This window comes from Nocardia sp. NPDC058705 (assembly GCF_042749305.1).
Lineage (GTDB): Bacteria > Actinomycetota > Actinomycetes > Mycobacteriales > Mycobacteriaceae > Nocardia.
Window position 1 is genome coordinate 315,468 of sequence record NZ_JBHYRN010000003.1, and the last position, 19,770, is coordinate 335,237.

Here is a 19,770-nt window from a genome sequence, read left to right on the forward strand (position 1 = left end):
GTCCTACCTGGCATTCCGGCAGACCAGCGCGTAATGCTTGGTGGTGTAACCCCAGCCCGCGTTGGCGATCTCGAGATAGTGGCGCAGCTGCCCCGCCAGGCCGGGCCGGTGCGCGTCGATGGCAGCCGCGGCGGCGTCGACGTTGCCGATCCAGTCCTCGATCGTGCGCCGATAGTGCTCGGTCAGATCGTCGACCGAGATCACCGAGAAGCCGGCGTTCTCGGCGGCGGCGACCAGTTCCGAGAGCGGGCGCAGCTCACCGAAACCGAAGATGTCCTCGCGCACGAAACCGGTGCCGTCGCGATCGTCGAACGCGGTGCGGGTGGCGGCATTACGGAAGCAGCTCTCCGACACATACAGCGTGCCGTTGCGTCGCAGCACGGCCTTGGCGCGGCGGAACACCTCGTCGGGATCGGGCATGTGCACGATCGAACCGAGCAGCGTGACGGCGTCGACGCTGCGCGCGGGCAGGTCGAGCTGCTCGAAATGACCCACCCTGGTGCTGACCAGATCGGCCACACCACGGGCGGCGGCCTGCTCGGCGATGTAGTCGTGCTGGCGCGGCGCCGGGCTGACACCCAGCGTCCGGCAACCCAGTTCGCTCGCCATGTACAGGATCAGCGAACCCCAGCCGCAGCCGACATCGAGCAGTTGCTCACCGCCGCGAAGCCCGAGCCGGTCCGCGACGAACCGCAGCTTGTTGCGCTGCGCCAGTTCCAGTGTGTCGCTGTCGGATTCGTAGAGCGCGGAGCTGTACTTGCGCAGCGGATCCAGGAACTGACCGAAGATCTCGGGGTCGAGGTCGTAATGCTGATTGGTATCTGCGACGGCGGTCATGCGGCTTCCTCGCGCACCGCGCGCGCCACGACGGCGGTGACCTCGGTCAGCGTGGACATGCCGAAGACGTCCTCGTCGGCGAGTTCGATGTCGAAGGTGCGTTCGATGCGGGCGATCATCCGCAGCACGCGCACCGAGTCCACCCCCGCCATGGCGCGCAGGTCGGCGTCGGGGGTCAGGTCGGTGGCGGACAGGCCGGTCTCGGAGATGGCGATCTCGGTGACCGTGGCCAGGATGGTGTCGGCGGAAGTGGTGGTCATGGCCGGGCTCCGTTCGGAGAAGAGGTGTTCGGAGAAGAGGTGTTCGGGGAGAAGGTGTTCGCGGTGGAAAGGGCGTGGTCGAGCAGGGCGACTTCGTTGTCGTCGAGGGTCAGGTGGTCGCGGACCGCGTGCAGGTCGAACGGTTGATAGGTGGCCGAGGAGCTCGCGCACACCGCGTCGTCGGCGTCGAGGATCTCCGCGTGCGCCTGCATCGGGCCCGCACCGCGTTCGGGTGACAGCGTTGCCACACAGCGGTATTCGTGGTCGATCAGCAGTGGCGTCAGGAAGCGGGTGCGCTGGGTGACGGTGAAGGCCGCGACATTGCGGGTCAGCACGATCAGATTGCCCATCACCTCGTCGCACACGACCCCGATCAGACCGCCGTGCACCACACCGGGATAGGACTCGAACGCGCGCCCGAGCGCGAACACCGCCACCAGCGCGCCGTCGGCACGCGGGGTGAACCGCAGACCGAGCCCGGTCGGGTTGTGCGGGGAACAGCCGAAGCAGTGGTAGTCGGGGATCACCGACCACGGCACCTCGCCCGCGCCCGGCCCTTCGGTGACGCTCATCAGGCGATGGCGTCGGCGAGCGCGCGGCGCACCTTCGCGTTGCTGGACAGGTCGAGCCCGGTGATCCCGGCGAAGGTGCGGCGCACCTTGTCGTGCAAAACCTCCAGCTCGCCCTCGGCGGCGACCTGTTCGAGGAACAGTTCGAACCCGGTGTCGATGGTCTCGTGGTCGCCGAGTTCGGCGATCCCCGCCTTGAAGGTGCTCACCGGGTGCTTGATCTTGGCTTCGGAGCTGTAGACGTAGAGCGTCTCCAGCACCGAGGGCAGTTCCTCGGGGCGCTGACGCAGCCGCTCGGTGGTGTAGTGGATGAACTCGCGCGCGTGCCCGGCTTCGTCGCGAGCGGCGTTGAGCAGCAACTGTTTCAGCACCGGTTCACCGACCCAGCTCGACACCGCCCGGTACACGTGGTTGACGGTGAGCTCGGAGATGATGTTGGTCGCCAGCGTCGCCGAGGGCGTGCTGCCGGGCGCGTACGGTTCGCGCATCGCGTCGACCGCGCGATCGGCCACGTCCTCGCCGATCGCGCCGAGCCACGAGCGGAAGGCGTAGTGGTGCTGCACTTCCTGGTAGCCCCACACCACCGCGAAGGTGGAGAAGTCGTAGTCGTCGACGAACTCGTTGAGGAATCCGTGCACAGCCGCGATGACATTGGACTCGCCCATCGCCGCGCTCTTGGCGAGGGTGATGTACTCGGGGCGGACCAGCGTCGGGTCGACGGCGGTCAGGTCGAGGTCGCTCAGTTTCCAGTGCAGGCGTTCGTAGTGGCGGAAGACGTCGAAACTGTGCACGAGGCACTCCCATTCGATCGAAGCGGGGTCCGGCGCGGCGTCATCGCCGGCCGATCAGGTCGCGGGCGGCCAGCCGCTGGAGCTTGCCGCTGCTGGTGCGGGGGATGCTGCGCGGCGCGACCAGATGCACCCGCACCGCGGTGAGCCCGAGCTGGGCGGTGGCAGCGGCCCGGATGGCGTCGGCGAGGGCGTCGGCCTCGGTGCCGACGCGTTCGGTCTCGGCGATCAGGGCGATCACGTCGTCGTCGGCGGCAGCGGTGCAGCGGCCCTTGTGGATGCCGTCGAGGTCGCGCACGGCGGCCTCGACGTCCTGGGCGTAGTAGTTCACGCCGCGCACGGTGATCATGTCCTTGCAGCGGCCGGTGACGAACAGCTCGCCGTCGCGCTGGTAACCGAGATCGCCGGTGCGCAGCCAGCCGTCGACGAACCGGTCGTCGGCCGCGTCGCGGTCGCCGCCGAGATAGCCGTCGGTGACCGGGGCGCCCTGGATGAGGATCTCGCCGACACGGCCGTCGGGCAGATCGGCGCCGGTGGCGCTGTGAACGACCCTGATCGCGATGCCCTCGACCGCCGAGCCGACGGAGGCCACCGCTCGCCCGCCGTCATCGGCCGGCGAAACCTGGTGCGCCACTGCCGCATCCGACAGCAGCGCGCGGTCGACCCAGTCGAAAACGGGCTCGCGCAGCAGCGGCGGGAAGGCGACGGCCAGGGTGGCCTCGGCCATGCCGTAGACGCCGAACATCGTCGAGGGCGCGAACCCGGCGGGTGCGAACCGCTCGCAGAAGGCGGTGACCACGGACTCCGCGATGGGCTCGGCGCCGTTGAACGCGATCCGCCAGTTGCTCAGGTCGTAGTCGGTGACCCGCTCGGGCGCGATCGCACCCAGCAGCGCCTCGTAACCGAAGTTCGGCATGGCGGTGATCGTCGTCGCGGTCGCGGCGAATTCGCTCAGCCAGCGCGCCGGGTCCTTCACGAACGCCAGCGGCGACCACACGTGGGCGGGGATGCCGCGCAGCACCGCCGACAGGGTGCCGAACAGGCCCATGTCGTGGAACAGCGGCAGCCAGAAGCCGCCCTGGTCGTCGAGCCCGAGGTCGATGCCGGTGCGGATGGCCGACAGTCCGCTCACCACATTGGCGTGGGTCAGGCGCACGCCCTTGGGCAGTGCGGTGCTGCCGGAGGTGAACTGCACGATCGCCAGATCGTCGGGACCGGGCGCGGGCAGCACGTCGGCGTCCGCGGTGAGCCCGTCGACGAGCTCGGTGGTATCAACGAATTCGACGCCGATATCGCCGATCAGCGCGATCATCGACGCGAACCGCGGTGAGACCAGGATGGTGCGCATGCCCGCCGCCGCGGTGATCGCGGCGAGTTTGGCCGGATAGGCCGCGCTGGCGCTTGCCCCCGCGGGCAGCGGCAGGGGAGTGGCGGCGCCGCCCGCCGCGGCGATGCCGAAGAGGGCGACCAGGAACTCCGGTGCGTTCGGGCACAACACGCCGACCGGCTCACCGCGCCCGATGCCACGCCGGACCAGCGCGGTCGCCGTCGTCTGCGAGCGCAGCAGCAGTTCGGCGTAGTCGACCCGCTCCGATACCGACCAGAACGTGGCCGACACCCGCGGCTGCGCGGCGGCGACGTCGGCCAGCAGCGTGGTGAGCGTTTCGCTCGAACGCGAGGAATTCATGAACGAAACGACAACAGTGCCGTATGAAATCGCGTTTAACGAATAACAAAATACGCGCGCCGATAATTACCGTCGATCGACCAATTGCGCTGCCGAATAAAGATATTCGGCTATCGCCCGATCGGAGCAGACAATACTGCGCGAATTCGGGACCGCCCGGCGGCGACGATGAGCGGCGAAATCCTCGCACCGAAATCGCTCAGGAGCTGCCGGTGACTTCCGATCATGTCGCGGTCGACGACCCGACCCCGGTCCAGATCGCGGTGCTGGAGAGCGTCGCGCCACACTGCCGACACGACCCGTATCCCAGCTACGAAACACTACGTGCCGCAGGGCCTTTCGTGCCGGGGCCCCGCGATACCCAGCTCGTGCCACGGTACGCGCAAGCCCAGGCGATCCTGAGCGATCCGCGCTGGAGCCATGCCGAGGAACCCGAGTTGTTGCACGGCGACAGCGAGGTGGAGCTACCAGGTTCTTTCCTGTGGATGGAGCCGCCGGACCACACCCGATTGCGCGGCCTGGTCGGCAAGGCGTTCACCGCGCGCACGATCGCCGGGCTGCACGAGCGCGCCGACCGACTCGTCGACGAACTACTCACCGCGATGCTCGCCGACGGCGAGACCGATGTCCTCGAGTCGCTGGCCTACCCCGTGCCGCTGACACTGATCTGCGAACTGCTCGGCGTTCCCGCCCAAGCGCACGCGCATGTGCGCGAGATCTCGGCGCACATCGCGCGCGGCCTCGACCCCGACACCCTGCTGAGCCCCGCCGAACTGTCCGCCCGCACCACCGCCGTGCACGCGTTCACCGACTTCTTCGGCGATCTGGTCGAGCAGCGCCGTCGCCATCCGCGCGAGGACCTGATCACCGCGCTGGTGCAGGCCGAGGAAGCGGGCGTGCGACTGACCCGCACCGAACTGATCGGCACCCTGCTGATTCTGGTGGTGGCAGGCCACGAGACCACCGTCAATCTCATCGGCAACGGGCTGCTCGCCCTGATCCGCCACCCCGACCAGTTCCAGCGGCTGCGCGCGGACCCGGCACTGTGCGGGCCCGCGGTCGACGAGGTGCTGCGCTACGACCCGCCCGTGCATCTGACCACCCGCACCGCGCGCCACGAGATCGAGCTCGCCGGAAGGACTTTCGTTCCCGGTGACGCGGTGATCGTGCTGATCGGTTCGGCCGCTCGCGATCCCGGGGCCTTCCCCGCCGCCGATCGATTCGACATCGGCCGCTATCGGCCGGGGCAGCGGCCCGAACGGCACCTGTCGTTCGGTCTTGGCCTGCACTACTGCCTCGGCGCGCCACTGGCCCGCCTGGAGATGGGGTCGGTGCTGCGCGCCCTAGCCACCCGTGTCGAGTCCATGCACCTGCTCGCCGAACCGCCGTACCGCCCGAATGTGGTCGTGCGCGGCATGTCCGAACTGCGAATCAGCCTGGAGGGCCGATGAGTACCGCTGTCCCCGCCGACCTCACCTTCGACGCCTTCGCGCAGGCCAACCGCGCCGACCCCTACCCCGCCTACCACCGTGTTCGCGAGGCGACGCCCCTGTTCCCGTACGCCCTCGGCGAGGTGCCGGTGACGCTGGTGACCCGGTACGAGGAATGCGCGGCCGTGCTCACCGGCACCGACTGGGGCCACGGCTATGCCGCGGGCATCAGCCCGTTCCGCGACACCACCGCCGCCATCCCCGGCTCGTTCGTCCGGATGGACCCGCCCGAGCACGGCCGCTATCGCAAACTGGTGGCGAAGGCGTTCACGCCGAAGATGGTCGGTGAGATGGCCCCGGTGGCGGGGAAGGTCGTCGACGGGTTGGTCGAGGCGGCCCTCGAGCGCGGCGAACTCGACGTGCTGGAGGATCTGGCCGTGCCGCTGGCCGTCGCGATGGTGGCGGTGCGCCTGCTCGGTGCCGATGCGGCCGACGGAAACAGCTTCCGGGCTTGGCAATTGGCGATCGCGCGTGGCAGCGACCCCGACTCGCTGCTCGGCCCCGACGACATCAGCGCCCGCACCGACGCCGCGATCGCCTGCATGGGCCACTTCGCGCGGCTCATCGGCGAGAAGAAGCAGCACCCCGGCACCGACCTGCTCAGCGAACTGGTCGCGGCCAGCGTCGACGGCGACTTCCTCACCGAACCCGAGGTGATCGGGATGTCGCTGCTGCTGCTCGTGGCGGGCATGGAGACCTCGATCAACCTGATCGGCAACGGTCTGCTCGCCCTGCTGCGCCACCCCGACCAGTTGGCGCTGCTGCGGGCGCACCCCGAGCTGATCGGGCCCGCGATCGACGAGATGCTGCGCTACGACGCGCCGACCCAGTTCACGATCCGCGTCGCGCTGGCCGACACCCAGGTGGGCGAGCACACGTTCCGTCGCGGTGACGGCGTCGTCGTGCTCACCGGATCGGCCAACCGCGACGGGCGCGTCTACCGCGACGCCGACACCTTCGACATCACCCGCTTCACCGGAAACCGGCCGCCGCGTAAGCATCTGGGCTTCAGCCTGGGCATCCACTACTGTGTCGGCGCGCCGCTGGCCAGGATCGAGGCCGAGGCGGCCATCCGCACCCTGCTCGACCGCGCGCCCGAGCTCGCCATGGCCGAGCAGCCGATCGAGTACCGCCCCAGCCTGATCCACCGCGGCATCCGGCATCTGCCGGTGACACTGTGACGCAGGCGCGCGGGCACGCGATCGTCATCGGCGCCGGGGTCGCGGGTCTGCTCGCGGCGCGGGTGCTCACCGACACCTTCGACCGGGTCACCCTCGTTGAGCGCGACGAGCTGACCGCGAACGAGACCGCGCGCCGCGGCGTCGCGCAGGCCTGGCATCTGCACGGTCTGCTCGATCGCGGCCGCCGGATCATGGAACAGCTGTATCCGGGCTTCACCGGCGAGGCGGTCGCCGACGGCGCGACCGTCACCGAGGTACTGGTCGGCACCCGGTGGTACATCGGCGGTGCCAGGCTCGCGGCGGGTTCGACCGGGCTCACCTCGGTGATCGCGACACGGTCGCTGCTCGAGACGGTATTGCGAAGGCGCACACTGGAACTGCGCGGGATCGAGTTACTGACCCGCACCACCGTGCGGGGACTTGTCGGCGACGCGCAACGCGTGCGGGCGGTGACGGTGTCGGGCCCCGCGGGCCCGCAGACTCTCACCGCCGACCTCGTCGTCGACGCGAGCGGGCGCGGATCGCGAATCACACAGTGGCTCACCGAGATCGGCGCCGAGGCGCCGGCCGAAGCACGCCTCGACGTCGACCTCGGCTACGCCTCCCGGTTCTTCCGGCATCGACCGGGGCAACTGGGCGGCCAGGCGTCGGTGATCGTCTCGACCGGTGCGAACGGCCGTGGCGGCGGGGCGGTCCGGGTGGAGGGCGATCGCTGGCACGTCACCCTCGCCGGGATGCTCGGCGACCATCCGCCGACCGACGACGCCGGCCTGGGCGACTACGCCGCATCGCTGTCGGCCCCCGACATCCACACCATCGTCGTCGGTTCCGAACCGCTCGGCGAGGCGGTGCCCTACCGGTTCCGAACCGCGGTGCGCCGTCGCTTCGACCGGCAGTCGGCCCACCCGGCCGGGCTGGTGGTGCTCGGCGACGCGCAGTGCGCCTTCAACCCGCTCTACGCCCAGGGCATGACGGTCGCCGCGCTGCAGGCCGTGGCGCTGCGGGACTGCCTGGCGGCCACCGACACCGACCTGCCCGCCCGCTTCTACGCGGGCGCCGCCGACGCCGTCGCCCTCGCCTGGCAGCTCGCCGCCGGTTCGGACCTGCGCCATCGGGGTGTCGAGGGCAGGCGCACTCTGCGGACCCGGCTCACCAATGTCTTCGTCGGCCGGGTGCAGCGCGTCTCCCACCGCGATCCCCGGGTGGCAAGGGCCTTCCTGCGGGTCGCCCACCTGGTCGACCCGCCCGCCGCGCTCACCGCACCGGGCACCCTGCGCCGCATCCTCCTTTCCTGACCACCCCCACGGAGAAACAGGAGACCCACCCATGACCTCCACGACTTCCCCGATCGACACCCAGGCAGTACAGACCGCACTGGTCCAGCTGTTCGGGCCCGACGGTCGCGCCGATCCGTACACCCCCGCCCGGATCCTGCGCGAAGCCGGACCGATCCATCAGACCCCGCTCGGCCACCACGTGCTGACCCGGTACGAGGACTGCGCCGCCGTGCTGTCCACCACCGCGTGGAGCCACGCCGAAGAGGCGGCGATGATGCATCCGACCGTCTCGCCCGAGAACGCCGCCGACGAACTGCCCACCTCGTTCCTGTGGATGGAGCCGCCGGACCACACCCGCCTGCGCAACCTCGTCACCAAGGGCTTCACCCCGCGCATGGTGACCCGGCTGCGCCCGCGGATCGAGCAGCTGTGCGAGCAGCTCGTCGACGACGCCTTGGCCGCGGGGGAATTCGACCTCGTCGAGCTGATCGCCTACCCGCTGCCGCTGATCATCGCCTGCGAGCTGATCGGTGTGCCCGAGCACGCCTACGACAAGGTCCATCAGTGGTCACAGGACCTGGCCCGCGGCTTCGACCACGATTACACGCTGCCCGAGGAATGCCTGCGGGCGCGCAGCGCGGCCTCGCGCGGGTTCATGGACTACTTCCGCGAGCTGCTCGACGAACGCCGGATCACCCCGCGCGACGACCTGCTCAGTGTGCTGTCGCAGGTCGAGGACCGCGGCGATGTGCTCACCGAGCAGGAACTGCTCGCCACCTGCATCACCACCTTCGTCGCGGGCCACGAGACCACGGCCAACCTCATCGGCACCGGCATGCTGCGGCTGCTGCGCAATCCCGACCAGATCCAGCTGCTGCGCGATCGCCCCGAGTTGCTCGCGTACGCCCCCGACGAGCTGCTTCGCCTCGATCCGTCGGTGCAGATCACCACCCGCGCGGCCACCCGGCCGATCACCGTCGCCGGACACCGGTTCGAACAGGGTGACGGTGTTGTGGTGCTGATCAATTCGAGCAATCACGACCCGGCCGCCTTCCCCGACCCGGAGCGGGTCGACGTGACCCGCTACTCCGATCCGATGAACCCGGCCAAGAAGCACCTCGGCTTCAGCCTCGGCATCCACTACTGCCTCGGCGCGCCGCTGGCACTGCTGGAGATGGAGATCCTGCTCGAGGTGCTGTTGCGCAAGGTCGGCACGATCGAATTGCTGTCGGAGAACCCGCCGTTCAAGCCGAACGTCGTCATCCGCGGTCTGGAATCGCTGAAGGTCGCCGTCACCCCGGCCTGATCCCAGCGTTGTCGTGGTCCCGCCGGCCGGACCGGCGGGACCACACCGTCAGTGACGCGCCGTCGGACGCACATTGCGCATCGTGACCAATGCTGTGGCGCACAGGGTTTCGCCCGAGTCCGCCACCGAGAACACCTCGGCCGCGGCGATGGTGAGCAGCGCTCCAGCCTTGATCACCCGGCCACGGGCGATCACCGTGGGACCTTCGGCGGGCGCGAGGATCTTCACCGTGTAGTCGACGGTCATGTTCACCCAGCCGATCGGCAGCAGTGTGCCCGCGGCCGAACCCGCCGCGAAATCGGCCAGCGACCCGAGGACGCCCCCCTGGAAGTAGCCGTCGTGCTGGGTGAGTTCGGTGCGGTACGGCTGCACGATCTCCACCGCACCTGCCTCCACGCTGCCGAAGTGGAAGCCCAGGTGGGCGGCGGCGGGCATGGACAGCACCGCGGCGGGGACCACCACCGCGAAATCGGGGTTCGGTGCCTGTTGCGTCGTCATTCGATTCGGCTCCTGTGCTCGGTACGTCCAGCCGCGGGTGCAAAGTCGGACCAGGTCGCAGACAAGCGAGTTCGTGCTCACCGCAGACCTGATCGCGCCGATCACCTCGGGCACCGGACCGTAGCAAAGGTCGAAGCCCACGGTATGCGGTTGCCGCGGGCTTCGATCGTGGAATCGGACTCGGGTATGGCGGGTCTCAGGCGTGCAGGACCACTTTGCCGTTGCGGCCGGGAGTTTCCGACAGCACCGCGGCCTCGGCAGCCTGATCCAGCGGCAGGTCGGCCTGCACGTCGAGGCGCAGGGTGCCGTTGGCGGCGAGGGTGACCAGCTCGGTGATCAATCGGAGGTAATCGGCGCGGTCGATCTCGGAACTGCGTTGTTGACCCCAGAACCCTTTCACCACAGCCTGTTTGAAGATCACCGCACCGGTGTCGATGATCAGCGGTTTGCCCGACAGCGCACCGAAGGAGATCAGTTCACCGCGCGGGGCGAGCAGGGCCATCAGATCGCCCGCGGCGGGCCCACTGACCTGGTCGACGGCGCGCACGATCGGTTCGCCACCGGTGATGTCGGCGCCCGTGGCGAGCCAGCCCACCGATTCGGTGTCGAGCACGGGACCGTAGCCGAGCTTTTCCAGCGCCAGCACCGAATCGGGGCCGCGGACCAGGCTCAACACCCGCACACCGCGTTCCTTCGCGAACAGATTGAGCAGGCGACCGACCGCGCCGTTGGCGGCGTTCACCACGATCCACTGACCGGACTCCACCTGCAGATCGTCGAGCAGCATGAGCGCGCTCAGCGGCATGGCGAGCAGCTGGCAGGCGGTTTCGTCGGGCACGGAATCCGGCATCGGCACGGCCTGATCGGCGCGGGCGACGAAGAAGTCCGCCCAGGCGCCACGCAGGCCCGCCATCGCGACTCGCTGCCCCACCTCGAGCTTGTCGACACCGGCGCCGACCGCGTCGACGACACCGACGGCCTCGGTGCCGGGGATGGCGGGTAGCGGTGGCCGGTAGCCGTAGACGCCGCGGATGATCGCGAGATCGTGGTTGTGGATCGGCGAGAGCGACATCGCGACCCGCACCTCACCCGGCCCCGGCTCCGGGGTGGGCACCGTCTGGGCGGTAAGTACGTCCTTCGGTTCGCCGAACTCGTCGATGACAACTGCCTGCATGTCCGCCTCCGTGCTGGTTGCGAGTGACTTGCCGAGCATGTTCGCGTTCCATTGTGTCACCGTGAGAGTCCCCGGTCGGTCAGGAGGTCGCCCGTCTGTCAATACGCCGAAAGGGTGATCGTGGAGTACCCGGGTACGGCGGGGAACTCGCCCGAACGGTGGACGAATATCGCCGGTGACCTCCGTACGCTCGATTCATGGCTGAAACGCGCGAAACCGGCTTGCCCGCAGCGCAATCCGGGCGGATCGGCGAGGTCGACATCCTGCGCGGGTTCGCCCTGTTCGGGATCCTGATCACCAACGTGATCGTGGCGACCTCCCTGTGGTCGGTGATCGGCACCCGCGAGGTGCCGGTGTTGCGCTTCGACGGCACCGTCGATCTGGTGGTCCGCGCCACGGTCGACGCGCTGTTCACCGGACGCTTCTATCTGCTGTTCGCCTTCCTGTTCGGGTACTCGTTCACCCTGCAGATCGCGGCGGCGCAGCGGGCCGGGGTGTCGCCGACGCGGCGACTGCTGCGCCGGTGCGCGGCGCTGATGGCGATCGGGCTCGTGCACGTCTACCTGCTGTGGATCGGCGACATCCTCACCCTCTACGCGTTCCTGTGTCTGATTCTCATCACCCTGCGCAAGCTGCGGCCGCGGACCGCGGTGATCACCGCGATCGTGCTGTACACGATCTGGTCGGCGTGGAGTTTCCTGCCGGGCTACAACGGGGTCCTCGTCTTCGGGGAATTCATCGACCTGCCCGCCCTGTCGGCCGACTACACCGGCAGCTTCGCCTCGACATTCGCCGCCCAGACCGCCCTCGCGCCGGTCTTCCTCCTGCTGATCTGGTTCGGCCAAGGCGTCCCGAGCCTGGCGATGTTCCTGATCGGCATGGCGGCGGGTAAGCGAAACCTGTTCGCCGACCCAGAACTGTTGCACCGCTGGTCATCTCGCGCGCTGGTGCTCGGCTTCGGTCTCGGCCTACCGGTCTCGGCGATGACGTTCGCCGAGTCGATGAAATGGTGGCATGCGCCCTCGCTGATCCACGGCCTGCAAGTGCTGGTGAACCCGGCCATGACGTTCGCCTACGTCGCCGCGGTCCTACTGGCAGCACAATCGGTACGCCTGGGCCGCGCCACCGCCCTGCTCGCCCCCGCGGGCCGCATGGCCGCCACCAACTACATCGGCCAATCCGTCGTCTTGATGCTCGTCTACACCGGCTACGGCCTCGCCCTCGCCGACAACCTCCCACCCCTGTCCGTCATCGCCATCGCGCTACTCACCTTCGCCGCCCAACTCGCCTTCAGCGCCTGGTGGCTGCGCGGCCACCGCTACGGTCCCGTGGAGTGGTTGCTCCGCGCGGCCACCTACCTGACGATCCCCGCCTGGCGGCGTTCTTCCGAAAATCATTCGCCACTCCACACCTGAGGCGTCGATGCGGGAGATCCTGCGAACGACCTCTACCGTCTACCAATGCTTGACGACCGGGTACAGGATCGGCCCGCAACGAAAACAGGGCACCGGATATCCGAGGTCGACATCCTGCGCGGGTTCGCGCTGTTCGGAATTCTGCTCTGCAATGCGGTCGCCGCCGTCACACAGTGGTCGCCGGACCGTGTGGATTCGAGCGGCGACCACCTGATCCTCGCCACCGTGGACGCGCTGTTCTCCGCTCGGTTCTATCCGTTGTTCGCGTTCCTGTTCGGCTATGCGTTCACCCTGCAGGTGACCGCCGCGGTCCGTGTCGGCGCCTCCCAGGCAGCCCGGTTACTGCGGCGCTGCGCTGCGCTGATGGTTGTCGGCCTCCTGCACCTCTTTCTCCTGTGGGACGGCGACATCCTCACGCTGTATGCCGCGCTCGGCGTGATCCTGGTCGCGGTTCGCGCGCTGGGACCGCGGTCCGCTGCGCTCGCGGGCGTGACGCTGTCGATCACCTGGGCGATGGGAAGTTTCCTGCCGGGCCGACTACCCGGTGACGGACTCCGGATCCCGGAGGTGACCGGCGCCTACACCGGTACCGCCGCCGAAACGTTCGCCGCCCAGCTCGCGGTAGCACCCACCGCGCTGCTGCTGGTCTGGGCGGCGGGGGCGGTGCCGAGCCTGGCCATGTTTCTGTTCGGTCTGGCTGCGGGAAAGCGAAACCTTCTCGCGCAGCCGAGCACGACGCGCGCGGGGGCTCTACTCGTGGTGGGACTGTGTGCGGGACTGCCGATTTCAGCGCTCACGTTCGCAGCCACGATGCAATGGTGGACACCGCCGCTACTCCTACCCGGACTTCAGGCGCTGGTGAATCCGCTGATGACCTTCGCCTATATCGCTGCTGTGGTGCTCGCGGCGCGATCTACGTGGGCGCGGCGCTACTGCGCTGTGCTCGCGCCCGCGGGCAGGATGGCGGCCTCGAATTACATCGGGCAATCGATCGTGCTGATGGCCGTCTACACCGGCTACGGTTTCGCTCTCGCCGACGATGTATCGCTGGGATCGGTCGTCGCCATCGGCGTGCTGACCTTCGCTGCCCAACTCGGGCTCAGCCACTGGTGGTTGCGTCGACACCCGTATGGACCAGTGGAGTGGGTGTTGCGTGCTGCGACGTATCTGACTGTGCCTGCGTGGCGTCTGCGGTAAGGGCTATGTCGACGTCGGGCGGTGGAATTCGGCTCGCCAGCGGCTGCGGCCCGAGGTGTCGGGGCGGGGGACGGTTTCTACGCGGATCTCGGTGAGGTCGGGGGCGGTGAAGGAATCTATGTCGGCTCGGGTGAGGGGCCAGGGCGGGCCGGTGGTGTCGGTGGGGAGTTGGATGTCGGCGATCACCAGCAGGGTTGCGTTGGGAGCCAAGAGGTTTCGGATGTTGGTGATGGCGGTGGTACGGACGTCCGGGGGTAGGGATTGGACGGTGATCGACTCGATGACCAAGTCGAAGGACTGGAGCCAGGCCGGGGGTGGGTCGAGGAGGTCGGCGACCTTGTAGGTGACCGGGGAATGTGGGAAGCGGGCTCGGGCGCCGCGGATGGCGGTCGGCGAGACGTCGAAGGCAGTGGTTCGAATACCTTGGGCGGCAACGAATTCGGCATCGGTGCCGTAGCCGCAACCGATCACCAGGCCGCGCGTCCCCTGGGGCAGGGATGCGGTGCGGAACCAGTCGACGAGTAGGGGATTGGGGACATCTCGATCCCAGGGAATCACGGAGGTCCCCGCGGCGGCCTCAGCGTAGAGCGGTTCGAACCACCCGGTCGGATCGTTCGCGGCCAGTGCCTGAGCGGCGAGGCGACGATCGGCGGGCGGCGCAGCGTCGGTCATGAGTCCAGTCTTCACCACCGGTGGGCACCGTGTCGCGCGAGAGAATGCGACCGGCCGAACCGGCGGCGATCTCGTCGCCTGATCACCAGGCCGCGCGTGCGGCGAAGCCGTCGCAGAGGGCTTCGAGGCCGAGGAACAGCAGGTCCTCGGAGGTGAGGTTGCTGACTCCCGCGCCTTCGAGGTCGGCCAGCGCCGGCGGCACCGGGAAGGAGGGTTTGCCCTCGAGGAGGTCGCGCAGTCCGTTGGTGTCGTCGGTGGCGGTGCGTTTCTCGGCGAGTAGCGCGCCGCCGACCACCGGCAGACTGGCGCCGGAAATGTAGTTCCAGACGGAGAATGCCATCGTGGTGGCATCGCGGGCGGTCACGCCGAGTTCGCGTAGGCCCTCGACCAACCAGGCCAGGCTCGCCAGACCCTGCGGGCCGAAGCTGTAGCGGGGGACCGCGAAGGTGAGCAGGACCCAGGGGTGCTGCTGGTAGAGCTGCCAGTCGATCTCCGCGGCGATGCGGACCCGATCGCGCCAGGTCCAGCCCTTGCTGGTCGGATCGGGGTAGGGATGGCGGGAGGCGATCTCGTCGGTCATGTCCGCGATGAGCTCGTCCTTGTTAGCCACGTGCCGATACAGCGACATGGTGCCGACGCCGAGGCGATCGGCGATGCGCCGCATCGACACCGCGTCCAGTCCGTCGGCGTCGGCGAGGGTGATCGCGGCGTCGACGATCGCGGTCCGAGTGAGCTTCGCCTCGGTCATCCCATGACTCGCTTTCTTAATACGACCTTCATGCGTACACTGTACCCATTCCCCGCGTACGGCGTACGCAAACCCTGAAAGGACGTCGGAATGACGAAGCTGGAACCGGCGGTGCCCACCGCAGTCGCCGGTGGACGCCGCGCATGGCTCGGACTGGGCGTGCTGCTGCTGCCGGTGCTGCTGGTGTCGATGGACATCTCGGTGCTCTTCCTGGCCATGCCGACGCTCACGGCCGACCTGGATCCCACTGCCTCCCAACAACTCTGGATCCTCGACATCTACGGGTTCATGCTGGCGGGTCTGCTCATCACCATGGGCAACCTCGGCGACCGGGTCGGCCGGCGCAACATCCTGCTCGCCGGCGCCGCCATCTTCGGTATCGCGTCGGTGCTCGCCGCGTTCGCGCCCACCGCGCCCATCCTCATCGCCGCCCGCGTCCTGATGGGCGTCGGCGGTGCGACGCTGCTGCCGTCGAGCCTCTCGCTGATCTCCACCCTGTTTCCCAACGCCCGCGAACGGGCCACCGCGATCGGCATCTGGACCGCGTTCTTCGCCGGCGGCTCGGCTGTCGGACCGATCATCGGCGGCGTGCTGCTGCACCACTTCTGGTGGGGCTCGGTGTTCCTGATCAATATCCCGGTGCTGGCGGTGCTGCTGATCTTCGGGCCGATCCTGCTGCCCGAGCACCGCTCGGCCGCGCTCGGACCGATCGATCTGCCCAGCGTCGCGCTGTCGATCGGCGGCATCCTGCCGTTGATCTACGGGATCAAGCACATCGCCGCCGAGGGTGTCGACGCGGTGTCGGTGGTGATCGCGCTGATCGGTGTCGGGCTGCTCGTGCTGTTCGTGCGCAGGCAGCGTCACCTCGCGGAACCGCTGCTCGACCTGTCGCTGTTCACCCGGCCGCTGTTCCGGGTGGCGATCGGGGCGAGCATGGCCGGCATGATGTCACTGGCCGCGATGAGCTATCTCACCAGCATCTACCTACAGTCGGTCACCGGCCGTGATCCACTGGCCGCCGCGCTGCTCGGCATCCCGATGGCGATCGCGGTGTTCGTCTGCTCGATGAGCGGCGCGCGACTCGGCCTGCGACTCGGCGTGCGGGCCACGTTCACCCTGGCGCTGCTGCTGTCGGCGATCGGCAACCTGATGCTGCTGGGTGTCGGAGTCGACGGTGGTCTGGCCTGGTACATCGCCGGCTCGGTGATCGCCGGCATCGGCTACGGCTTCTCGTTCACGCTGGTGTCCGATGTCGCGGTGTCGGCGGTGCCCGCCGAGCGCGCGGGTTCGGCGGTCGGCATCTCGGAAACCAGTTTCGAACTCGGCAACGCACTCGGCCTCGCCCTGCTCGGCTCGGTGGCCGCGCTGGTGTTCCGCTCCGGTGGCGACTTCGGTGAAACCCTGGGCGACACGCTCCTGCAGTCCGCCGGCGACGACGGCCTGATCCACGCGGCCCGCGAATCCTTCGTCAGCGGAATGCATCTCGCGACAACCTGCGGCGCGCTGCTGCTGATCGCGATGGCAGTGGCGGCCTGGCGCTCGGCCCGAACTGCCCGCTGACGCGCGCTAAGCCTCCTGGCGGGGCAAGCTTCGCGCTGCGGGATCCGAGTCGCTGACTGCGGGCGACCGGCGGACGGCGTGACCGCCGCCACAGCAAGTGGTAGCGGCCCGCCTCGCCGGGCGGACGTCCAGGTCCGTTGCATAGGATCGTCGGATGCGAAACGAGGGTGCGGCGGGCTTGGCGACATTGCTCGCGCTGGCCGATTCGCGCCTGCCCATCGGTGGGCACGTGCATTCGGGCGGTGTCGAGGAAGCGGTGTCGTCAGGTTTGTTGCGCGACAACGCGAGCGTGGAGCTGTATCTGCGGCGCCGCGTCGCGACCTCGGGACTGGTGGCCGCTTCGCTCGCGGCCGCGGTCTGTGGCGGATCGCTCACGCCTGAACGCGCCGAACTCGAAGCCGACGCTCGCACTCCGTCGCCTGCTGCCCGAGCGGCGTCGCGCGCGCAGGGCCGCGGACTGTTGCGCCTGGCGAAACAGCTGTGGCCGCACCATGATTGGGTCGCGGCAGGAACGCGCCCGCATCTGTCGACGGTGTTCGGCATGGTCGGTGCTGCCAGCGGAGCGAGCGCCGAACAACTGGCGGGCGTTGTCGTCTACACGACGCTCACCGGCGCCGCGACCGCAGCGCAACGCCTGCTCGCCCTCGATCCCGCCGCCATCGCCGCGAGCACCATGCGCCTGGCGCCGCTGTGCGACCGGATCGCCGCCGAGGCCGCCACCGGCCTCGCCGCGCTGTCCGATCCGCTGCAGGACGCGCTCGCCGAACGACACCTGGACCGCGACATGCCGCTGTTCGCGTCCTGACCCCGAAGACCCTGCGAAGAAGAAGGAGCCCCCATGCCTCCCCATCTGATCGATGGCGAACCGCACGATCACAGCCACGACCGGCCCAAGCGCGCTCGCGTCGCCGGTGAGGCGCTGCGCATCGGCATCGGCGGCCCGGTCGGTTCCGGCAAGACCGCGCTGGTCGCCGCGCTGTGCAGACAACTGCGCGACGAACTGTCCCTGGCGGTGCTGACCAACGACATCTACACCACCGAAGACGCGGACTTCCTGCGTCGCCATGCCGTACTGCCCGACGAGCGCATCACCGCCGTGCAGACCGGCGGCTGCCCGCACACCGCCATCCGCGACGACATCACCGCCAACCTCGACGCCATCGACGACCTCGTCGCGGCCAACCCGCCCCTCGATCTGATCCTGGTGGAGTCCGGCGGCGACAACCTCACCGCCACCTTCTCCTCCGGCCTGATCGACGTGCAGATCTTCGTCGTCGACGTGGCCGGCGGCGACAAGGTGCCGCGCAAGGGCGGCCCCGGCGTCACCTTCTCCGACCTGCTCGTGGTGAACAAAACCGACCTCGCCCCGCTGGTCGGCGCCGACCTGGGCGTCATGGAACGCGACGCCGCCAAGGTCCGCGACGGCCGTCCCACCGCACTGGTCTCCCTGACCGACGACCCGGCCGCCACCCCGGTCCTGGCCTGGGTGCGCGAACAACTGCGGGTCGCCGCCGAACAGGACGCGGCCACCGGCGTTGCGCACTGAACTGAGCATCGTCGCCGCACCGGGCCGACTGCCCCGCATCGACGCGGTCGGCGGCCTGGCCGGGCGGCACACCGGCGTCGACACCGTGCACCTGATCGGCACCGCGGCCACCCCGCTCGGCGGGGACGAACTCGACATCACCATCGTCGTTCGCCCCGGCGCGCGGCTGGTGGTCCGATCGGTGGCGGCCACGATCGCACTGCCCGGCGCGAACACCCTGTTGTCGAATGCGCACTGGCACTTCGACATCGGGGAAGGTGGCGAACTGGATTTCGATCCGGAACCCACGATCGTGGCCGGCGGCGCACACCATCATGTGGTGACCACGGTGCAGATGGCGCCCGATGCGCGGCTGCGGTTGCGTGAGCGGGTGCAACTGGGACGCAGCGGCGAGGACGGTGGCGGGTGGCGCGGTGACCTGCTCGCCGACCTCGGTGAGGTGCCGTTACTGCGGCATCGGCTGGAACTCGGGGCGGGTTCGACGACCGACGATCGACTCACCGGGCCGCGTTCACTCGACAGCGAATTGGTCTACCCCGATGACCGTCCGTCCTGGTCGGGCAGTGTCGACGACGTTCGATTGCCGCTGGCCGCCGGCGGCTCCCTGTCCACCCGCACGAGCACCCGGCTCCACGCGATAGCCCAGGGATAGCTGAGAAAATACCGGTGGGAGCCGGGCACGAAAGCCCGACTCCCACCGCTGGGAATTCGATCAAGCGTTGACGAGCTCGGCCACCGGATCGGCGGCCTCGGGAACCATTCCACGGGGCGGGGCGAGGAAAGCATCCGCCGCGCCCACCGCTGCGCCGATACCGGCGCCGACGACGGTGATGGGAATCGACACGGCCATGTACGCGGCCATGCCACCCAGGATCGGGCCCGCGACCAAGCCGATCGGCAGGAACGGCACACCGGCGACGAGCCCGGCCAGCGCACCACCTGTGCTGGCCACCATCGCGAACGGCATCGCCACGGTGGAACCGACCGCCGCGCCCCTGGCCGCGGAACCGATGGTCTCGGAGGCGATCCGGTCCGAACGGCTGCGCTCGAGGCCGACCGAGTCGAGGAACGTCGCCAGATCGGCCTCGGTATTGGCCGCGGCGTCGTTGATCTGGATCGAGGTGTCCACCGGCACGAAGTCCGGCACCGGTACCAGCTGGTCACCGAAGCGGAACTGCCCCGGCGGCGGCAGGATCGGCGGCACCGGCGACACCGCGGTCGGTGCGTGCAGCGGACCCACCGGAGACAGGTAGTCCGTTTCCGGCCCCGTCCGCGACCAGGCCAGCGAGCTGCGAGTGTTCGCGGGCATCGGCTGGCCCACGTACGGGGTGGCGTTGGGCGCCACCGCGTCGAACTCCGGTCCGGCCTGCTGTTCGGGCTGGGTCACCGCCGCTTGCGCGGGATCGGCATTCGCGGTGCCCGTGCCGATCAGGGCCATGACCAGGGGTACCGCTCCGGCAGCGACGACCGAACCTACCTTCTGTCGCTGCAAGTTCGGCGCCCTGTGTTTCCCCGTCGCCATAGATCACCTTTCATCGGTGGGGATTGGTCACACATATGACCTC

Annotated in this window: 20 protein-coding genes; 10 read left to right on the forward strand and 10 right to left on the reverse strand. The window is 69.0% G+C overall.

Annotation, left to right across the window (positions count from 1 at the left end):
• Nucleotides 1-3: 3 nt before the first annotated feature.
• Genes ACFW6D_RS06930 through ACFW6D_RS06950 form a run of 5 tightly spaced genes read right to left on the reverse strand, consistent with a single transcriptional unit; the run spans nucleotide 4 to nucleotide 4,141 of the window.
• Complete coding sequence (locus ACFW6D_RS06930) at nucleotides 4-837, reverse strand: SAM-dependent methyltransferase (protein ID WP_379325546.1); 834 nt, start codon at nucleotides 835-837, stop codon at nucleotides 4-6.
• Nucleotides 834-1,097 carry an acyl carrier protein gene (locus ACFW6D_RS06935; protein WP_379230767.1) on the reverse strand — a complete coding sequence of 88 codons (264 nt, stop codon included), beginning with the start codon at nucleotides 1,095-1,097 and terminating at the stop codon, nucleotides 834-836. Before ACFW6D_RS06935 ends, ACFW6D_RS06930 begins: the two co-directional genes overlap by 4 nt.
• On the reverse strand, nucleotides 1,094-1,669 hold the full coding sequence (locus ACFW6D_RS06940; RefSeq protein WP_379325548.1) for a PaaI family thioesterase: 576 nt from the start codon (nucleotides 1,667-1,669) through the stop codon (nucleotides 1,094-1,096). The genes ACFW6D_RS06935 and ACFW6D_RS06940 overlap by 4 nt, the downstream gene beginning before the upstream one ends.
• Nucleotides 1,669-2,457, reverse strand: a complete 789-nt coding sequence (locus ACFW6D_RS06945; RefSeq protein WP_379325550.1) for a ferritin-like domain-containing protein — start codon at nucleotides 2,455-2,457, stop codon at nucleotides 1,669-1,671. Before ACFW6D_RS06945 ends, ACFW6D_RS06940 begins: the two co-directional genes overlap by 1 nt.
• A gap of 40 nt (nucleotides 2,458-2,497) precedes the next feature.
• Nucleotides 2,498-4,141 (reverse strand): AMP-binding protein, encoded by a 1,644-nt coding sequence (locus tag ACFW6D_RS06950; protein WP_379325552.1) that lies wholly within the window; start codon nucleotides 4,139-4,141, stop codon nucleotides 2,498-2,500.
• A 212-nt stretch (nucleotides 4,142-4,353) separates the two neighbouring features.
• On the opposite strand from ACFW6D_RS06950, the gene ACFW6D_RS06955 reads away from it, so the two are divergent.
• Genes ACFW6D_RS06955 through ACFW6D_RS06970 form a run of 4 tightly spaced genes read left to right on the forward strand, consistent with a single transcriptional unit; the run spans nucleotide 4,354 to nucleotide 9,395 of the window.
• The gene (locus ACFW6D_RS06955) at nucleotides 4,354-5,592 is read left to right on the forward strand and encodes a cytochrome P450 (RefSeq protein ID WP_379325554.1); all 1,239 of its coding nucleotides are present in this window, start codon (nucleotides 4,354-4,356) and stop codon (nucleotides 5,590-5,592) included.
• A complete protein-coding gene (locus ACFW6D_RS06960; protein ID WP_379230758.1) occupies nucleotides 5,589-6,812 on the forward strand; it encodes a cytochrome P450 in 1,224 nt (407 codons plus the stop codon). Before ACFW6D_RS06955 ends, ACFW6D_RS06960 begins: the two co-directional genes overlap by 4 nt.
• Nucleotides 6,809-8,107 (forward strand): FAD-dependent oxidoreductase, encoded by a 1,299-nt coding sequence (locus ACFW6D_RS06965; protein ID WP_379325556.1) that lies wholly within the window; start codon nucleotides 6,809-6,811, stop codon nucleotides 8,105-8,107. Before ACFW6D_RS06960 ends, ACFW6D_RS06965 begins: the two co-directional genes overlap by 4 nt.
• A 31-nt stretch (nucleotides 8,108-8,138) precedes the next feature.
• Complete coding sequence (locus ACFW6D_RS06970; protein ID WP_379325558.1) at nucleotides 8,139-9,395, forward strand: cytochrome P450; 1,257 nt, start codon at nucleotides 8,139-8,141, stop codon at nucleotides 9,393-9,395.
• Nucleotides 9,396-9,443: 48 nt separating this feature from the next.
• On the opposite strand, the gene ACFW6D_RS06975 is transcribed toward ACFW6D_RS06970, so the two are convergent.
• Nucleotides 9,444-9,893 (reverse strand): PaaI family thioesterase, encoded by a 450-nt coding sequence (locus ACFW6D_RS06975; protein WP_379325560.1) that lies wholly within the window; start codon nucleotides 9,891-9,893, stop codon nucleotides 9,444-9,446.
• 196 nt (nucleotides 9,894-10,089) lie between these two features.
• Nucleotides 10,090-11,067: a zinc-binding dehydrogenase gene (locus ACFW6D_RS06980; protein ID WP_379325562.1), complete on the reverse strand. Its 978-nt coding sequence runs from the start codon at nucleotides 11,065-11,067 to the stop codon at nucleotides 10,090-10,092.
• 197 nt (nucleotides 11,068-11,264) lie between these two features.
• Between ACFW6D_RS06980 and ACFW6D_RS06985 the strand changes: the two genes are divergently transcribed.
• Both ACFW6D_RS06985 and ACFW6D_RS06990 read left to right on the forward strand, forming a co-directional pair.
• Nucleotides 11,265-12,482 carry a DUF418 domain-containing protein gene (locus tag ACFW6D_RS06985; RefSeq protein WP_379325564.1) on the forward strand — a complete coding sequence of 406 codons (1,218 nt, stop codon included), beginning with the start codon at nucleotides 11,265-11,267 and terminating at the stop codon, nucleotides 12,480-12,482.
• Nucleotides 12,483-12,527: 45 nt separating this feature from the next.
• The gene (locus ACFW6D_RS06990) at nucleotides 12,528-13,679 is read left to right on the forward strand and encodes a DUF418 domain-containing protein (RefSeq protein ID WP_379325566.1); all 1,152 of its coding nucleotides are present in this window, start codon (nucleotides 12,528-12,530) and stop codon (nucleotides 13,677-13,679) included.
• Between the two features lie 3 nt (nucleotides 13,680-13,682).
• Here the strand turns inward: ACFW6D_RS06990 and ACFW6D_RS06995 are convergent, their stop codons facing one another.
• Together ACFW6D_RS06995 and ACFW6D_RS07000 are read right to left on the reverse strand one after the other, a co-directional pair.
• Nucleotides 13,683-14,351, reverse strand: coding sequence for a class I SAM-dependent methyltransferase (locus ACFW6D_RS06995; RefSeq protein ID WP_379325568.1), 669 nt, complete (start codon nucleotides 14,349-14,351; stop codon nucleotides 13,683-13,685).
• An 82-nt stretch (nucleotides 14,352-14,433) separates the two neighbouring features.
• Nucleotides 14,434-15,099, reverse strand: a complete 666-nt coding sequence (locus ACFW6D_RS07000) for a TetR/AcrR family transcriptional regulator (protein WP_379325570.1) — start codon at nucleotides 15,097-15,099, stop codon at nucleotides 14,434-14,436.
• A 90-nt stretch (nucleotides 15,100-15,189) separates the two neighbouring features.
• On the opposite strand from ACFW6D_RS07000, the gene ACFW6D_RS07005 reads away from it, so the two are divergent.
• The 4 genes from ACFW6D_RS07005 to ACFW6D_RS07020 all read left to right on the forward strand — a co-directional run bounded on the left by ACFW6D_RS07005 (nucleotide 15,190) and on the right by ACFW6D_RS07020 (nucleotide 18,857).
• Nucleotides 15,190-16,659: an MFS transporter gene (locus tag ACFW6D_RS07005; protein ID WP_379325572.1), complete on the forward strand. Its 1,470-nt coding sequence runs from the start codon at nucleotides 15,190-15,192 to the stop codon at nucleotides 16,657-16,659.
• Between the two features lie 154 nt (nucleotides 16,660-16,813).
• The gene (locus ACFW6D_RS07010; RefSeq protein ID WP_379325574.1) at nucleotides 16,814-17,464 is read left to right on the forward strand and encodes an urease accessory protein UreF; all 651 of its coding nucleotides are present in this window, start codon (nucleotides 16,814-16,816) and stop codon (nucleotides 17,462-17,464) included.
• A 33-nt stretch (nucleotides 17,465-17,497) separates the two neighbouring features.
• On the forward strand, nucleotides 17,498-18,205 hold the full coding sequence (gene ureG, locus ACFW6D_RS07015; protein WP_379325576.1) for an urease accessory protein UreG: 708 nt from the start codon (nucleotides 17,498-17,500) through the stop codon (nucleotides 18,203-18,205).
• Entirely contained in the window at nucleotides 18,195-18,857 is a 663-nt protein-coding gene (locus tag ACFW6D_RS07020) for an urease accessory protein UreD (protein WP_379325577.1), read from the forward strand. Before ureG ends, ACFW6D_RS07020 begins: the two co-directional genes overlap by 11 nt.
• Before the next feature lie 60 nt (nucleotides 18,858-18,917).
• Here the strand turns inward: ACFW6D_RS07020 and ACFW6D_RS07025 are convergent, their stop codons facing one another.
• The gene (locus ACFW6D_RS07025; RefSeq protein WP_379325579.1) at nucleotides 18,918-19,697 is read right to left on the reverse strand and encodes a hypothetical protein; all 780 of its coding nucleotides are present in this window, start codon (nucleotides 19,695-19,697) and stop codon (nucleotides 18,918-18,920) included.
• Nucleotides 19,698-19,770 lie beyond the last annotated feature (73 nt).